General features: G+C 40.6%; 17 protein-coding genes. 7 read left to right on the forward strand and 10 right to left on the reverse strand.

Translation table 11 applies throughout. The features are described 5' to 3' along the window. Positions 1–10: 10 nt before the first annotated feature. On the reverse strand, positions 11–193 hold the full coding sequence (locus tag H6G77_RS35465; RefSeq protein ID WP_206758054.1) for a hypothetical protein: 183 nt from the start codon (positions 191–193) through the stop codon (positions 11–13). Positions 194–401: 208 nt separating this feature from the next. Continuing rightward, the gene (locus H6G77_RS13925; protein WP_190871858.1) at positions 402–965 is read right to left on the reverse strand and encodes a Uma2 family endonuclease; all 564 of its coding nucleotides are present in this window, start codon (positions 963–965) and stop codon (positions 402–404) included. Between the two features lie 293 nt (positions 966–1258). Here H6G77_RS13925 and H6G77_RS13930 point away from each other — a divergent pair, with 293 nt between their 5' ends. The 5 genes from H6G77_RS13930 (at position 1259) to purU (ending at position 6721) form a co-directional block, all read left to right on the forward strand. Continuing rightward, a complete protein-coding gene (locus tag H6G77_RS13930) occupies positions 1259–2260 on the forward strand; it encodes an ABC transporter ATP-binding protein (protein ID WP_190592119.1) in 1002 nt (333 codons plus the stop codon). Next, on the forward strand, positions 2261–3070 hold the full coding sequence (locus tag H6G77_RS13935) for an ABC transporter permease (protein ID WP_190871859.1): 810 nt from the start codon (positions 2261–2263) through the stop codon (positions 3068–3070). It abuts the gene before it with no gap. Positions 3071–3170: 100 nt separating this feature from the next. Beyond that, on the forward strand, positions 3171–4892 hold the full coding sequence (locus H6G77_RS13940) for a Gldg family protein (RefSeq protein ID WP_190871860.1): 1722 nt from the start codon (positions 3171–3173) through the stop codon (positions 4890–4892). Between the two features lie 197 nt (positions 4893–5089). Next, positions 5090–5704: a DUF4340 domain-containing protein gene (locus H6G77_RS13945; RefSeq protein WP_190871861.1), complete on the forward strand. Its 615-nt coding sequence runs from the start codon at positions 5090–5092 to the stop codon at positions 5702–5704. A gap of 162 nt (positions 5705–5866) precedes the next feature. Further along, the gene (gene purU / locus H6G77_RS13950) at positions 5867–6721 is read left to right on the forward strand and encodes a formyltetrahydrofolate deformylase (RefSeq protein WP_190592115.1); all 855 of its coding nucleotides are present in this window, start codon (positions 5867–5869) and stop codon (positions 6719–6721) included. 35 nt (positions 6722–6756) lie between these two features. On the opposite strand, the gene crtW is transcribed toward purU, so the two are convergent. The 6 genes from crtW to H6G77_RS13980 form a co-directional block, all read right to left on the reverse strand. Beyond that, on the reverse strand, positions 6757–7530 hold the full coding sequence (gene crtW, locus H6G77_RS13955) for a beta-carotene ketolase CrtW (protein ID WP_190871862.1): 774 nt from the start codon (positions 7528–7530) through the stop codon (positions 6757–6759). Positions 7531–7764: 234 nt separating this feature from the next. Beyond that, positions 7765–8151, reverse strand: a complete 387-nt coding sequence (locus tag H6G77_RS13960) for a VOC family protein (RefSeq protein WP_190592113.1) — start codon at positions 8149–8151, stop codon at positions 7765–7767. 131 nt (positions 8152–8282) lie between these two features. Further along, positions 8283–9236 carry a bestrophin family protein gene (locus tag H6G77_RS13965; RefSeq protein ID WP_190871863.1) on the reverse strand — a complete coding sequence of 318 codons (954 nt, stop codon included), beginning with the start codon at positions 9234–9236 and terminating at the stop codon, positions 8283–8285. Between the two features lie 34 nt (positions 9237–9270). Next, on the reverse strand, positions 9271–10290 hold the full coding sequence (locus H6G77_RS13970; protein ID WP_190871864.1) for a hypothetical protein: 1020 nt from the start codon (positions 10288–10290) through the stop codon (positions 9271–9273). A 357-nt stretch (positions 10291–10647) separates the two neighbouring features. After that, positions 10648–11196, reverse strand: a complete 549-nt coding sequence (locus H6G77_RS13975) for a hypothetical protein (protein ID WP_190592110.1) — start codon at positions 11194–11196, stop codon at positions 10648–10650. After that, positions 11196–11828, reverse strand: a complete 633-nt coding sequence (locus tag H6G77_RS13980; protein WP_190592109.1) for an AAA family ATPase — start codon at positions 11826–11828, stop codon at positions 11196–11198. Before H6G77_RS13980 ends, H6G77_RS13975 begins: the two co-directional genes overlap by 1 nt. Before the next feature lie 171 nt (positions 11829–11999). Between H6G77_RS13980 and H6G77_RS13985 the strand changes: the two genes are divergently transcribed. Then, positions 12000–13358: a cytochrome P450 gene (locus H6G77_RS13985; RefSeq protein WP_190871865.1), complete on the forward strand. Its 1359-nt coding sequence runs from the start codon at positions 12000–12002 to the stop codon at positions 13356–13358. A gap of 432 nt (positions 13359–13790) precedes the next feature. Then, positions 13791–13916: a hypothetical protein gene (locus tag H6G77_RS36250; RefSeq protein ID WP_277877204.1), complete on the forward strand. Its 126-nt coding sequence runs from the start codon at positions 13791–13793 to the stop codon at positions 13914–13916. Positions 13917–14148: 232 nt separating this feature from the next. Here H6G77_RS36250 and H6G77_RS13990 read toward each other — a convergent pair whose 3' ends face one another. Further along, complete coding sequence (locus H6G77_RS13990) at positions 14149–14790, reverse strand: hypothetical protein (RefSeq protein WP_190871866.1); 642 nt, start codon at positions 14788–14790, stop codon at positions 14149–14151. A 221-nt stretch (positions 14791–15011) separates the two neighbouring features. Then, a complete protein-coding gene (locus H6G77_RS13995) occupies positions 15012–15815 on the reverse strand; it encodes an SDR family oxidoreductase (protein ID WP_190871867.1) in 804 nt (267 codons plus the stop codon). Positions 15816–15951 lie beyond the last annotated feature (136 nt).

The raw sequence follows: 15951 nt of genomic DNA on the forward strand, positions 1-15951 counted from the left end.
AATTCGTAATTCACGCGATGTGCAACTTAGGTTTGAAACTCCTCTCCAAACCTCTCACGCCAGTCGCCTCAAGTCGGGAAACCCTTTCGGTAAAATGTTCGTTGAGTGCATCTGTCCCGCCTCGGAATGAATTCCGAGTCTCATAGCGCAAGTCATCTTCAGATGACTCAACCAAAAATGTATTCCAGTCCACGCTTTGTGGACTTTGGCTATGAGCCTGGAACTTTAGTTCTAGGCGGGATGTGGTTGAACACGAAAATTTTTGACTTGTGTATACACGGTAGGGGGTTGGGGGTTAGGTTTGAGAGAAAGTTGCACACGGCGTTAATTCGTATATCCATGTTGAGTGTCCGAGATTTTTGTTGGGTTGCGCTGCGCTCCACCCAACCTACGCCTGTTTATTACATTACATCTTCGTAAAGTTCTGCTATTGTTGCCTCAAAATTAATGCTATTGAGTTGAAAATATTGTTCTTGGGATGTGTATGTTTGTAAAACCCACAAATTATCTTCATTACGTCGAAAACATTCAACTCGCTTACGTTTTGTGTTAATTAAAACATATTCTTTTAGACTTTCTATTGCTTGATAATCAGCAAATTTATCACCTCTGTCGAAGGCTTCAGTCGAGTCAGATAGAACTTCGACAATTAAACAAGGAAATCTTTTATGTACAGGTGTTTCTTGATCTCTTGAGTCGCAAGTCACCATCACATCAGGATAGTAATATCGATTTAAAGATTCAATTCGCGCTTTCATATCAGCAATGTAAACACGACATCCAGAACCGCGCACATGACTCCGCAGAAGTACAGCAAGGTTGAGAGCAACGGTAACATGAGGATCACTTGCTCCAGCCATTGCGTAAATGTAGCCGTCGATGTATTCATGTTTAATGGAGCTTGTTTCCTCCATTTGGAGATATTCTTCGGGTGTGAAATAGTTTGCTTGAGAGGAGGCTATCATAAACAGGGTGTTGGGTGTCGTGAAAGTTAAAAAAGACAAACCTACGATTAATTTTAATAGGACTTACGCAATAACTCTCTCAAACTCTCATTACTCCGTGACCTCTGCGCCTCTGTGGTTCGTTATTGCATAACCTGTATGTAAGTCTTATTTAATTACGAATTACACCAAGTGCAGAAATCATCGTTGGATTTTCGCGGTTCATTTGGGGTGGCGATGCGATCGCCCGCAGCGAATTACGAATTGATCTAAGATTGTTGGGTATTGTTTAATTGACGATCGCCCACAGACCGATGATTGAAGTTGAACATCTCAGTAAAACTTACGGTTCTACCCCAGCGATTACGGATGTAACTTTTCGGGTTGAACCAGGGGAAATTTTAGGGTTTTTGGGGCCGAATGGCGCTGGTAAAACCACAACGATGCGAATTTTAGCGGGTTATTTACCTGCAACTAGCGGTACAGCGAAAATTTCTGGGTTTGATGTCCATGATAATTCTTTGGCGGTGCGTCAACGCATTGGTTATTTACCAGAAACACCGCCATTATATCCAGAGATGACGGTGGAGGGGTTTTTGCATTTTGTCGCCAGAATCAAAGGCGTACCCGCAGGCGATCGCACCACCAAAGTCAAAGCAGCGATCGCACGCTGTAATTTAGAAGATAAGCAAAAAGTCATTATTCGCAAGCTTTCTAAAGGATATCGCCAAAGAGTTGGTATCGCTCAGGCGATCGTCCATGATCCACCAGCCATTATTTTAGATGAACCCACCGTTGGACTTGACCCCCGCCAAATCATTGAAGTCCGCAATTTAATTAAAAGCCTCGCTGGGACACATACCATCATTTTGTCTACTCACATTTTGCCAGAAGTGAGTATGACTTGTAGTCGTGTTGCTATTATTAATCGGGGAAAAGTCGTAGCTACTAATACTCCCGAAAGTCTGATGACACAGTTGACAGGTGGCTCAGGATATGAATTGGAAATTGATGGCGAAGCGAATCTCGCCAAACAAGTATTACAAAATGTTGCAGGCGTGAGTCTGGTAGAATCAATTCCTGGTCATCATCTGATCAATCCTACAGACGGACGGGCTTATTTGCGCGTGATTGCTCAACCGGGAACCGAACCAGGAAGAGACATCGCCGCCACCTTAATCCGCGCTGGGTTTGGGTTACAAGAAATGCGCCGAGTCAGCGCCACTTTAGAAGATGTGTTCTTGCAACTAACTACAGAAGAAAAGCGTTTTGAACCAGAGACAGACTCAATCGCCAACGAAGGAGAAGCAGCATAAATGGGTATAGTACTGGCGAATATTATTGCCATTTATCGCCGAGAGTTACAGAGTTACTTTGTCTCGCCCTTAGCTTATGCGATCGCCGGGGTATTTTGGTTTATCTCCGGGTTATTTTTTGTCACCATTTTGTTCGGCCCCGATGGAATTTTACCAGCCGTTGCAGCCATCGACTTACAAGGTCAACAAGGTGTACCAGTCCCGTTAATTGATGTCCCTTATGAATTTATTCGGGCATTTTTAGACCGGATGGGTTGGTTATTGCTGTTTATTTTGCCAATTTTGTCGATGGGACTGTACGCCGAAGAACGCAAACGCGGCACATTAGAGTTATTAGCCACCTCACCCTTAACCAATTGGGCGGTAGCAGTCGGCAAATTATTAGGTGTGGTGACATTCTTAATTACAATGGTCGCACCACTGTTGATATTTGAAGCGATCGCCATTGGTGCTTCTAACCCTCCCATGTCGCCAGTGATTCTTCTAGTTGGTCATTTAGGCTTAATTTTGCTGGCAGCCGCAATTTTATCACTGGGAATGTTTGTTTCTTCCTTAACAGACAGTACAATTCTGGCTGCTGTGATGACCTTTGCCTTAGTTTTATTACTGTTATTTGTGGATTTAATAGCTAAAAGTATAGGCGGCCCCGTGGGCGAAGCGATCGCTCATTTATCATTACTCAAACATTTCAACACCTTTATTCAAGGAATTTTTGACACCAGCGCCTTAATTTTATTTGCTAGTTACATTTTTTTAGGTATCTTTCTCACAGCACAATCAATTGATGCTCTGCGTTTTCAACGGCAATAAATAAGTAGTCATTAGTCATTAGGAGCCAGTGCGTTGGGCGGCTTCGCCGACTTGTAGCAACTGGCGTTCATTGGTTAAGACAAATGACAGAGGACAAAATATGAAAAAAATCACAAAAAAGCAACCTTGGAAATATTTGTTTTGGCTGGGGCCGTTTCTATTTATGGTCGGTTTCACAGCCGGGTTAGTATCTGGTAGCTGGGGACTATTACCCCTAGCATTTATGATTCCCGGAATTGCCATTATTGGATTTTGGGTATTTTGGCAAAGTCAGCACAGCCGTTGGTGGGCGAGTCGTTCTACCCAAGCCGGAACTAATGCGGTTGTTGCGACTGCGGCTGTGTTGGTAATTTTAGGGTTAATTAACTTTTTAGGTGTTCGTTATCAACTACGCCAAGATTTAACTGAAACTCAGTTATTTACCCTTGCACCCCAATCACAAGAATTAGTCCGCCGTCTACCACAAACAGTCAAAATTTGGGTATTTGATACTAATCAAAATCCCCAAGATAGAGAATTATTAGAAAATTATCAACGTCAAAGTTCTAAATTTCAATTTGAATATGTTGACCCCCAAAGCCGACCCGGAATCGCAGAAAGATTTGGGGTGAAAGAATATGGAGAAGTTTATTTAGAATCGGGTAACAAACGCCAATTAGTGCAATCTTTAAATGTCAACGAACGTTTATCAGAAATTAAATTAACTAACCGACTACAACAATTAATTAATTCCACAGTTATTAAAGCTTACTTTGTCCAAGGTCACGGTGAACATCCCCTGACTGGTGGCGAAAGCGGTATTTCTCAAGCTGTGCAAGGATTAAGCGAGAAAGGTTACACCGTTGAACCACTCAATTTAGCTGATAAATTGCAAGTTCCCAATGATGCTGCTGTTGTAGTCGTCGCCGGTGCTAAACGTGGCTTTTTTGACGCAGAGGTGAAAGCTTTACAAGATTATCTCAATCGTGGCGGTAACTTGCTGCTGATGATTGACCCTGATACTGACCCCAAACTCAGTCCTTTATTACAAGAGTGGGGTGTGCGTCTCGATAATCGTTTAGCCGTCGATGTTTCCGGTGCAGGTGTGGGACTTGGCCCCGCAGCACCCATTATCACAGACTACGGACAACACCCAATTACCAAGGATTTTGGCAACGGTATTTCTTTTTATCGCTTGGCTAGACCAGTAGAAATTACCTCCGTGGCTGGTGTTGAGTCTACGCCCCTAGTGCGAACCAAAGCCTATCCTAATAGTTGGGCGGAAAGCGACCTAAAAAGCGAAAAATTAGAATTTAATCCTGACAAAGACCTCAAAGGGCCACTAACTTTAGGCGCGGCGTTGACGAGAAAATTACCTGCTACACCCTCACCGACAACCCAAGCACCAGCAACGCCTACTCCCACAGCTACACCTACACCAACAACCCCAGCACCAGCAACACCTTTACCAACTCCGACAACCCAAGCACAAGCAACGCCCACACCATTACCCACACCAACAACCCAACCAACGCCCACACCCACAACAGCCGAGAAATCTGAACAAACTCCAAAAGAATCACGCTTAGTAGTCTTCGGAAATTCAGATTTTGCTACCGATGGAGTATTTCAACAGCAATTAAATGGTGATGTATTCCTCAACTCTGTATCTTGGCTGAGTCAACAGGATCAGCAGACTCTTTCCATTCGTCCCAAAGAACCGAAAAATCGTCGCATCACTTTATCAACATCACAAGCCAATGTTTTAACATTGTCATCTTTGTTGGTATTACCTTTGCTTGGCTTTTTAACAGCCGCTTTCATTTGGTGGCGAAGAAGATAAGAACTTAGGGAGTTGGGAGTAGGTGAACAGAGATAGATCCATTTAATGATTAAGGGTACTCCAAAAAATAAATTATCCAATTTTGTTCACTCAACAAGACCTCTATCTCCGTTGTCCTCCTTGTCTCCCTTGTCCTCCTTGTCTTCCTTGTCGCTAAATAATGGATATTTTTTTAATTGTCAGTCCCTAACTAAACAATGAAATTTCCAAAGACAACTTTAATATTAGTATTGTTGGCGCTGGGTTTGGGTGGTTTCGTGTATTTCCATGAAATTAGAAGTGCAACTCAGCAAGAAGAAGTCAAGGCGAAACAACAGCAAATTTTCACGTTTGCGGAAGATGATGTGCAGTCTTTGACAGTGAAAACAAAAGCTTACACTCTGATGTTGGAACGCAACTCTCAGGGGAGTAATCCTAAATGGTTGCTGAAATATCCAGTATCAGATTCAGCCAATGATGCGATCGTTTCTTATTTAATGGATTTGTTGGTTAAAGGTAAGAGCAATAACACTGTATCAACCTTTGCTAACCAACTAACAGAATTTGGTTTAGCTCAACCCAACGCCACCATTGAGATTAAACTGAAAAATCAGCAAACCCATCAGTTAATTTTGGGCAAATCTAATTTTAATAATCGTTTTGTGTATGCTCAAGCTGACTCAGGTACACAACCAAACGGCAATATCAATGTATTATTAGTATCTACCGATTTTGTCAATGCCGTTAACAGGGAGTTATCAGAATGGCGACAAACTGTTGATAACAGCAAATCAACACCTTTACCCACTAATCTTCCTCTCCCAACACCTTAGAAGAAGTATAAAGTATGAAAAGTGAATATAGCAGTTCTCATTCCAGTGAGGTACATTTCCCTAGCCTCTAGCCTCTAGCCTCTTTTCTCCATCTACTTGTACTGCACTCAACCAAGAAACGCTATAAACTCAAATAAAATTTATTGAATTACGCATTATTTTATGTCCACGACAACTGCCACCCTGCTCATTTCTTGTCCTGATCAAAGAGGACTTGTTGCCAAAATTGCTAACTTTATTTATGCCAATGGTGGCAATATTATTCATGCAGATCAGCACACAGATTTTTCGGCGGGGTTATTTCTCACTCGTATAGAATGGCAGTTAGAAGGATTTAATTTACCTAAAGATTTAATTGGCCCAGCCTTTAATGCGATCGCTCAACCTTTGGGCGCTAAATGGCAACTTCATTTTTCTGATACTATACCACGCATCGCAATTTGGGTCAGCCGCCAAGACCACTGTCTTTATGATTTAATTTGGCGACACCGTGCTAAAGAATTTGCCGCCGAAATTCCGTTAATTATTAGCAATCATCCTCATTTAAAAGTAGCCGCCGAGCAATTTGGGATTGATTTTCATCACATTCCCATTACAAAAGAAAACAAACCAGAACAAGAAGCTAAACAATTGGAATTATTGCGGCAATACAAAATTGATTTGGTTGTATTGGCAAAATATATGCAAATTGTCAGTTCTGATTTTATTGCTCAATTTCCTCAAATTATTAATATTCACCACTCATTTTTACCAGCTTTTGTTGGTGCAAATCCCTATCACAGAGCTTTTGAAAGAGGCGTAAAAATCATTGGTGCAACTTCTCATTATGTGACTCAAGATTTAGATGCGGGGCCAATTATTGAACAAGATGTAGTGAGAGTTAGCCACCGCGATGAAGTAGAAGATTTGGTCAGAAAAGGTAAAGATTTAGAGAGAATAGTATTAGCTAGAGCGGTACGATTACACTTACAAAACCGTGTGTTAGTTTATGGTAATCGCACAGTCGTATTTGAGTAAATTACTAAATTAGGTTGCTCAAATACTCGATAAACTTATTGCTGCTTTCCGGACTGATAAACCTCTGGTAATCGCCACCAAGGAACATGAGGATATTCGTGATGTTCTTTATGATAACCAAAATGGTAGCAAGTAATAAATGACCAAAACACAGGTAAATGTGTACTGCGTGTACAGTGCGGACTTGTGTATCCTTCTGCAAGTCTTCTATGAGGAAGAAATGTGCCGAAATAAAATAATTGAATTGAACTCAAAATAGATGGTATACACCAAAATAAAATCAGATTAGCTTCATGTATCTTACAGATATATCTCAGAAAAATATATACCAATATAAATCTTAGATGTTGTCGCCAATTCCAATATGATTTAATGAAGTTAAAATACCAAGCGAAAAAGTTTTGCTGCTGATGATCATAAAAATCTGGGTCATCTTTAGTAGCAGGATAGCGGTGATGTGACCAGTGTTTTTGGAGTAGCTCTTGATAAGAAAATAGTGCGTACAAAAATACACATATTCTACCTATCCAATTATTAATTTTAGGATTCTGGGGAAAAACTACACCGTGCATCGCATCATGAGCAGTAATAAATAATCCTGTATATAAAAATGTCTGCCAAAGTAACGCTATAGCTATTAAGGGAATTGGGGTTTGATAAATATTGATTAAAAAAAATAGTGTGATACTTATTACCCACAATCCTAAAATCAGACCAGCAATGAGAATACCTGGAGATGTTTTTGCTTCTGCATTAATAACAAAATCTGGCTGTTTTGATTGTGATGATAAGGAATCAATCTGAGTCATCCGCAAATCCTGGATTTTTAATTTATATCTATTGTATAGGGATTTATTTGCTCATTTTTTTTATTTTAAGCTTTGCTCTAATTGCTAGATATTGTGATATATAAAATAAGTAATTCAATCATCCATCTTGAGCCACACACACAGCATATTCTTTGCAAGTAAGCATAAATATTGGATTTGCAACTCAAACCCATCTATGGAGACTGACAAATTAAGTAGCCAAGAATTGTGTTTTTAAACTTCATAAATTTCTAATGGTAAGTTATCTGGGTCTTGGAAAAAGGTAAACTTCTTACCCGTAATTTCATCAACCCTAATGTTTTCTGTCTCTATGTTGTGCAAGTTTAAGTCAGCCACGGTTGCTTCTATATTTTCCACAGCAAAGGCTAAATGTCTTAAACCACAAGCTTCAGGATTGCTGAATCGTTGGGGAGGATTGGGAAAAGAAAATAATTCAATTTGGGTATGTTCATTAACACGTAAATCTAGTTTATAAGAGTTTCTGGCGGCTCGAAATGTTTCTTGAATAATGGCAAAGCCGAGAACTTCTACGTAAAATCTTTTCGAGCGTTCATAGTCGGAACAAATAATTGCTATGTGATGAATGCCAAGAGTTTTCATAAAGATGAATTATTTGAGTATAGGCGATCGCACTTTATTTATAGCAAAAGGCAGGAGAAAAAGTCTTAATATTCCTGGCGTTCAAGCTTTCAAATGAATAATTAAACGCCGATGAACGCAGATAAAAACGCTTAGATATCTGGATTGCTGTAGGAGAAGTTGATTTGTTTTTCTATATTGTCTTGGTCTTGGGTTACTTGAAAAGCGATAAATTCTTCAATATTATTTTGAATGGTTTGGCAAATTTTATCTAATGGCAAATCATTATGGTCGTAACCAAAAGGATTTTCAATTTCTACGCCAATTTCTTCAATGCCAAACAAAGCAAAACTGACAAGAGCGACAAATACACCTGTCCACCAACCTAAATCTTTAACAAAATGAAAGGGCAGAATTAAACAATAGATGAGTAATAATTGATTGAGATGAATCACATAAGCCGGGGGAATTGGTGTTTTTAAAATACGTTCGCAGCCGCCGACATTATCCATCAAGTTATTCATGAGCGTGTGAATACTAGTTAATTGATAATTTGTTAACAGACCGCGTTTATATTCTTGCTGTAAGTATTTTCCTAACAGGCGGGATATTTCTAAAGGCATATTTTGAATATTTTGCAAATTGCTATATTGAGCCGGGGAAACCCAAGGTTTTAATTCTTCACTGGCTGGTTCATAACGAAGATATAATTTTTTAGCGATCGCAAATGCTGGTAATAAACGTAAAGCGGCTATTTTGCGTTCTCTGTCGCTGGGTTCAACTTCATCCACGGCGACCCAAATTTTCCAAGCTAAATTGCGGACAGTATTAACTGTACTCCCCCAAAGTTTTCTCCCTTCCCAAAATCGCTCATAAGCTGTATTAGTCCGAAAAACTAACAACAAACCCAAAACAATGCTAGGAATCACACCACCTAACATTGGTTCAGAAACTGGTAGTTGCCAAAAGTGAAGACAAGAAATTAAAAATCCAAATGCACCACAAAACAGAGAACGTTCTAAAACCCCAGGAATTACAGAACCTTGAAATCTCAGTATTTCTTTAATCCATGTTTTTTTAACAGGGGTTTGACTTTTTTTAACCATAAATATTTATCAATTTTTCACATTAATCAACTTATTATCTGACAGGCATCCAGCCGTTTTCTGTGCATACTCCGGCTTCGCTTCTGGGTGGAATACACCAATAATTTTTGCCATCAAATATGAGATTTTCTTGAATATAATTTAATTCTGAAATTGGTCTCCATTCTTGTTCGCCAGCCTCATCATAATATCGATACTGTTCTCCTTTGACTTCTAAACCTTGATCAGTGCCGCCAAGTACATAAAACCCTGGTTTAATTGGCGCAGATGTAGCTGCGATTAAAGCTGATTCGCAAACTGTTGCATCACCTTTGCAACCTTTGGCAATTTGTCCATTAGCTGCAAGGCTGTAAACTTTACCGTCTTTAAAAAGTAATCCAAAACCACTGCCATCTTGCAAGATGATGGGATTGGAGAATTTGCCTTGGTATTGAATGGAACTTTGAAATTTACCATGAAGTGTAACTATCGTAGTGCCATTAGGTGCGATCGCAATTGATTGACCTGTGCCACTGCCTCCTAGAAAATTAAATGAGCGAGTACCGATAAATGGTGGTTTTTCTGGACGAGAAGACTGTGCAGTTTGTTGATTGCCATTTTTTTCAATTGACCAATGCCAAACAACTCGTTCTGTATTAGTGCGGTCAGCGATGGTGGCTGAAATCCACAATAGTTCTCCGACTTGGTTGGTAAATTCAAATCGACAAGCACCAACTCCTGTCCCGGAACAGTCTTTCACCTCTGTATATCCGAAATCATATAATTCTTTCACTGAGCTATCTTGAAGATTAGGCGCATCGCCTTGTAGATTCGGTTGCCAACCTTGTTGAAGCACTTGTTCTCGTGCTTTTTGATATGGCATACCTGCTTGGAGATTCAACTTGGAGACGGGATTGCTAGTGTGAGGAAGTTGGGCTTGATTTGTGGTGGTGGGAGGATTTAAGCTTTTGCTTTGCTGCACATTGGAAGTTGCAAAACTAGTACATCCATTTGCGATCGCTCCTACTAAAATTGTCACAAGAGTACCTGCGATCGTATAACCACACAATTTCATGTTTTCCCTCTCAGTGATACTTGCCAGCGACAAAATCAATAATTTAAGTACAGTACAAGTTATATTTTGATGAATAATTATTTATCGCACAATAATTTATCTGATGCCAGAAGCAAACTAGTAGACTGACACAGCTAATTTATGGCAATTATCAAAATTCCATCCGCGTCCATCCGCGTTTATCTGCGGTTAATTTTATTTCATCTCTAATGCAACATTTTAGTCGTGTCAGTCCATTACTTAATTTGGTCTTATCAAATTTCACGCAAAAGATAAGACAAATAGCCTGCGTTGGCTAGGCAGGCTTTGTTTATCTATCCCTAGACTTCCAGTCTGAGGGCTTTAAGTTACTGATATTTAGTCATACAACCAAGTATTAGCCGCAAAATCATCTTTTGTTTCTGCTGGCATATCAGGGAGTTTTTCGGGGACGCGGTGAGATTTTCTGTAATCAGTTTGATGATAATTGTCTTTTTTCTGAGGAACAATACTAGCCTTTGGTTGTTGTAGGGCTTTATTTTCTTCGATGAGTTTAGAATTTGCTTCTGCCAGTTGAAGTACAGTGGTTTTTGCTTCTTCTAGTTCTTTGGTTAGGCGTTCTACAGAGGCTTGCTGTTCTGATAAAGCTGATTTTAATTCTTTAATTTGTTTTTGTAGAGCTTTTTCTGTGTCCTGATTTTTTTCTAAAGTTGTTTTTAAGTCTTTAATAGTAGCTTCTAAGTCTGCTTTGGTGGGAGTATTACGTTTAGCAGTGGTTGATTCATTTACATCTTCATCTGCGGCTGTTGTTGATTCCACAACTTCCACAGCCGGAACTTCGATTGCACCTTCGTCTACTGCACTATTTGGTGTTAATTTTTGTGCTTCTGCTTGAATTAAGTCAGAAAGATTTTGTTTCCTAGCCATTATTTTCTCCAATCACGCTGTAATTCATCAGCCACGCGGCGATAGTCTGATTCCGCCTCCCAAGCATTTTTGCCTCGCCATTGATTGATTGCAACACCCTCTAATGCGGCTCTTTCGTGGGCTTTATAGGTACGGATGAAGCCTTTACAAACAGGGATACCTAGCTTAACGAGAGAGTTTTGTGCTTCCATTGCTTCACCAATACTCCGCGCATCGACTTTAGTTAAGAGTACACGATGGGGAACTCCTGTGGGGACGACGGCTGATTTTACTGTTTCAATCAAAACAGCTAAATCCATTGCGGATGGGGGTGTAGGTAAAAGTATATAATCTGCGATCGCTACTACTGTTGCCAATGCTTCAGAGTGCAAAGCTGGAGGCGTATCCACCACTACTAAATCGTAACCTTTTATTTTACGTAAATGGCCTAATAGCTGTGGATCTGTTTCTTGCGATAAATCAAATCCCATTCCTTGATCATTGCGTCCAAACCACCAACTAGCAGAACCTTGAATATCTGCATCTACCAGCAGCACTGTTTTTCGTTTAGAAAATTGTGCAGCTAAATTGATTGAGGTAGTCGTTTTGCCGACTCCTCCTTTACCGTTGAGGATAGCGACGATTTTTGGCACTGCTTCTACGATTTGAGATTTTGGATTGGAGATGGCTTTAGGTGTCGCATTTTTTGCAAATTGCTATGGCTTTCTATCCCGCCATACAAAAATATACCGCTTTGTGTGACCCGCAGCACAGGGAAAAATCGCCAAAATAAAAATAGTCATGATAAATTCTGACGAGATTTTATGACAGTAATTAACAGCTTGCCTGATGGGCCAAGAATACCGTATTGGCTGCGAATGATTAAGTTTATCTTTCGACCGATAGATTATGTCGAAGATTTTGCCAAGGTTTACGGTGATAACTTTACAGTTTGGGGAAATGGGGAGAATCAACTTGTTTATTTTAGTCATCCCCAAGCACTAGAGCAGATTTTTACTACTGATGCAAGTTATTTTGAGGCTGGCAGAGGTAATCAAATTTTAAGATTTTTGCTTGGTGATCATTCCTTGATATTACTCGATGGCGATCGCCACCAACGCCAACGCCAATTACTCACACCGCCTTTTCATGGTGAGCGAATGCGGGCTTACGGTCAAACTATCCGCGAAATCACCCAAGAAGTTAGCCATGAATGGGTGATAGGTAAACCCTTTAATATCCGCACTTCTATGCAAGAAATTACCTTGCGCGTTATTTTGCGGGTGGTATTTGGTGTGGATGAAGGGCCGATGTTTCAACAACTCCGCCCATTACTCACTTCTACCTTAGACATTATGAGTTCCCCTTTGATGTCTAGTGCTTTCTTCTTTCGGTTTCTGCAACAAGACTGGGGCGCATGGAGTCCTTGGGGAAAAATTGTCCGCCAACTCCAACAAATTGATCAACTCATTTATGCACTCATTCAAGAACGCCGGGCTGAAACTGGGCAGAATCGCCAAGATATCCTCAGTTTACTGATTGCCGCACGTTATGATGATGGTCAACCAATGTCAGATGTCGAATTACGCGATGAATTAATGACAATGTTGGTTGCTGGACATGAAACCACAGCTTCCGCATTAACTTGGGCTTTTTATTGGCTTGACCGTTTACCAAAAGTCCGCGAAAAATTACTCCAAGAATTGTCTACTTTGGGAACTAACCCAGAACCAAGTGATATTGCCAAATTGCCTTATTTAACAGCCGTTTGCCAAGAAACCTTACGGATATATCCAATTGTAATCACTGCTTTCTTTCGGGTGCTAAAATACCCAATTGAAATTATGGGCTACAAATTACCCGCAGGTACAAGAGTTCTGCCTAGTATTTATTTAGCTCACCATCGCCCAGAAGTTTACCCACAGCCAAACCAATTCAAACCAGAACGCTTTTTAGAAAGACAATTTTCCCCTTATGAATATTTACCCTTTGGTGGCGGAAATCGTCGGTGTATTGGTTTAGCCTTTGCTCAGTATGAAATGAAAATTGCCCTCGCCACAATTTTGTCGCAGTTCCAAGTCTCTTTACTAAATCAACGCCCAGTGCGTCCCGTGCGCCGTGGTTTAACTTTAGCCTCACCCGCCGGAATGCAAATGGTAGCCACACCACAAAACAAGTGCTGAGTAACGTACACTGAGCGAAGTCGAAGTGTACGTTTCGCTCAGTGTACGTTTCGCTCAGTGTACGTTTCGCTCAGTGTACGTCTTATCAATATTGCCAGGATGTTTACCAATCAACACAAAGAAAACCAATAAATTGGATCTTAGTAAGCAATTTGGCAGATTGTTGACTTATTTTGCCAAACTGTTTACTGATTTTGGTATATTCCGCAAGTAAAATGCCATACTGCTAACTTATTTTGTTAAATTACTGACTGTTTTTGGTGTATTCCGCAAGTAAAATGCCATACTGCTAACTCATTTTGCCGAATTGTTTACTAATTTTGGTATATTCCGCAAATAAAATGCCATATTGCTTTTTAATTTCAGTACATTCCGCAAGCAAAATGCCATATTTTATATAGCAATCCTAAATTAGTCGTGAAAAACATAGATATGGAAACGAACCGCCAAAAACGAGGCAGCGCGTTGGACGGGTTTCCCGGCTTGAAGCGACTGCCGTGCCAAGGACGCAAAGGGAAGAAAGAAGAAAAAGATATAGAAATTTTACAAATGATTTAGGGCTGCTATATAGCAGTAGTTGGAACCCCACCCCGCATTTGCTGACGCAAACGCTCCCCTCCCCGCTTGCGGGGAGGGGTTGGGGGTGGGGTTGAAATGTACCTCATCTAACCGAGAACCGCTATATTCTGCACCAAGCAACTGTGAAGAGTATGGCGAAACAAAAACCTTACACCCTTTCACCCTCACACCCTTTCACCCTTTTTTAAAAGACAACCTCGGTACTGAAATCTTAAATACTAGAAAGGTTGTAAATTTCTGCTTGCAAGTTAGCTCTGGCAGATGCTTCAGCCACCTCAAACATTAGAGGTGTAAAATATATACGCTGTCTTTGCAGAAATTTTTCCAGGACTTGTTTGCGCCCTTGAATATATTCTGATTCTGTTACCCAAGCATATTCTTGACGAATAGCATCAGCATATTTTTGATAATCAACAGAGCCAGCAGCTAAAATTGCCAAATCAGCATCTAATAAAATTTGGCTATCAATATCGTCATTAGCTGCTTTATGGTGTTTGGTGTTGAGAATGAGACGCTGAACAGTTGTAATTTGATTTTGGGGAATTGCCAGATAAGTTAATACCTGTCCAGCATATTCAGCACTTTTGGCTTCGTTATCTGGTGCTTGAGAAGCATACACTACATCATGAAACCAAGCTGCAAGCTGCACAACAGGCAAATGTTGAGCATAAGCTTGCAAAGCTTGAATGTTATGCAACACATTATCAATATGTTGCAGTGTATGGTAGTAACGCCCAGGGGTATGATATGCGTCAACTAATTGAGTAAAAGTTGTGGCTATTTTATCGTGGTCAACGCCAAAAAATTGCAGTGTGTGTTGCCAGTGATGAAATAATTTATGTGTTTCCGCCACTCCCCACTCCTTATTTCCTATAGGAATTACGCAGAACAACAATAAATCAAGAGTATAAGAGTGCAGGGGTGCATCTATCTAAAATCATACCCATACACCCATTTTTAAGGTATGTCTATTTCTCAAAGTATTGAAATTACATTTCTCCTCCAGACGTACACTGAGCGTTCGCGCAGCGTCTCCGATAGGAGAAGTCGAAGTGTACAGCACTCAGCACTTGGCTACAACTGAGAAAACAGTGCTTCCCAATTAATTACAGCAGGTCTGGTTCCTTGATTGATGATGTCAAAAGCTTTATTAGTGGTAGATGGTACAGAAATTGATTCTACACAAGCGGCGGCAACATCGATACGGCTGGCATCTCCTGATAAGGTGTCGCCTTGACCTAAAACTACACCCAACTTACCATTAGTGGTGGCTTTGAGGAGAGTATTCAAGTCGTAGGAAGTGAAAGGCCCGTCAATTAAACGACCGGGGCGAATGATAGTGTATGGTAAACCAGAATTAGCGATCGCAGTTTCACCTTTTTGTTTAGCATCCAATACACCAAAAGCATTCAGCACACTAAAGGGAAATTTATCTTTGCGGTAAACACCACAAGAAGACACAAACACAAATCGTTGCAAATTGCGAGGTGCAGCCGCTACCAAATTACTCACCCCCTCAGCATCCACTTTCGCCGGCGTATTTTTTGCCTTAGCTTCCCGATATTCAGCATCCAGAAAAATTTGTCCCCATTCTAAAAAATTTGGTTGAGGGTCAAAGTCCCATCTCGTTGAAGGAAAAGCAGTTGTGCCAGTACAACAGATAATGTGAGTAATATTCGGCATCGCTGCTGGCAATGTGTCAGCCTCCCGGATATCTCCAACAGCAATTTCTACTTTGTTATCAAACATCTTTTGGGCTTTTGCCGCATTGCGAGTCAGGACGCGCACCTTGACATTCTTCTTTAGCAGCTTTCCTACAACTAGCTGCCCAACGCCACCAGTAGCACCAACAACCAGCACCAAATCTTCAGCACTCATAACTTTTTCTAGGATGGTCTATTCCTAATCTACTCAAAATCTAGACCAGTCTGTTTGTTTCCCAGGGGAGATATTCTTTTTAGATTGACACAGTGATAAGCAAAATCAAGAGTTTGAGGGAGGGTGAAGGGTTATA

The sequence above is a fragment of the Aulosira sp. FACHB-615 genome (assembly GCF_014698045.1).
Lineage (GTDB): Bacteria > Cyanobacteriota > Cyanobacteriia > Cyanobacteriales > Nostocaceae > Nostoc_B.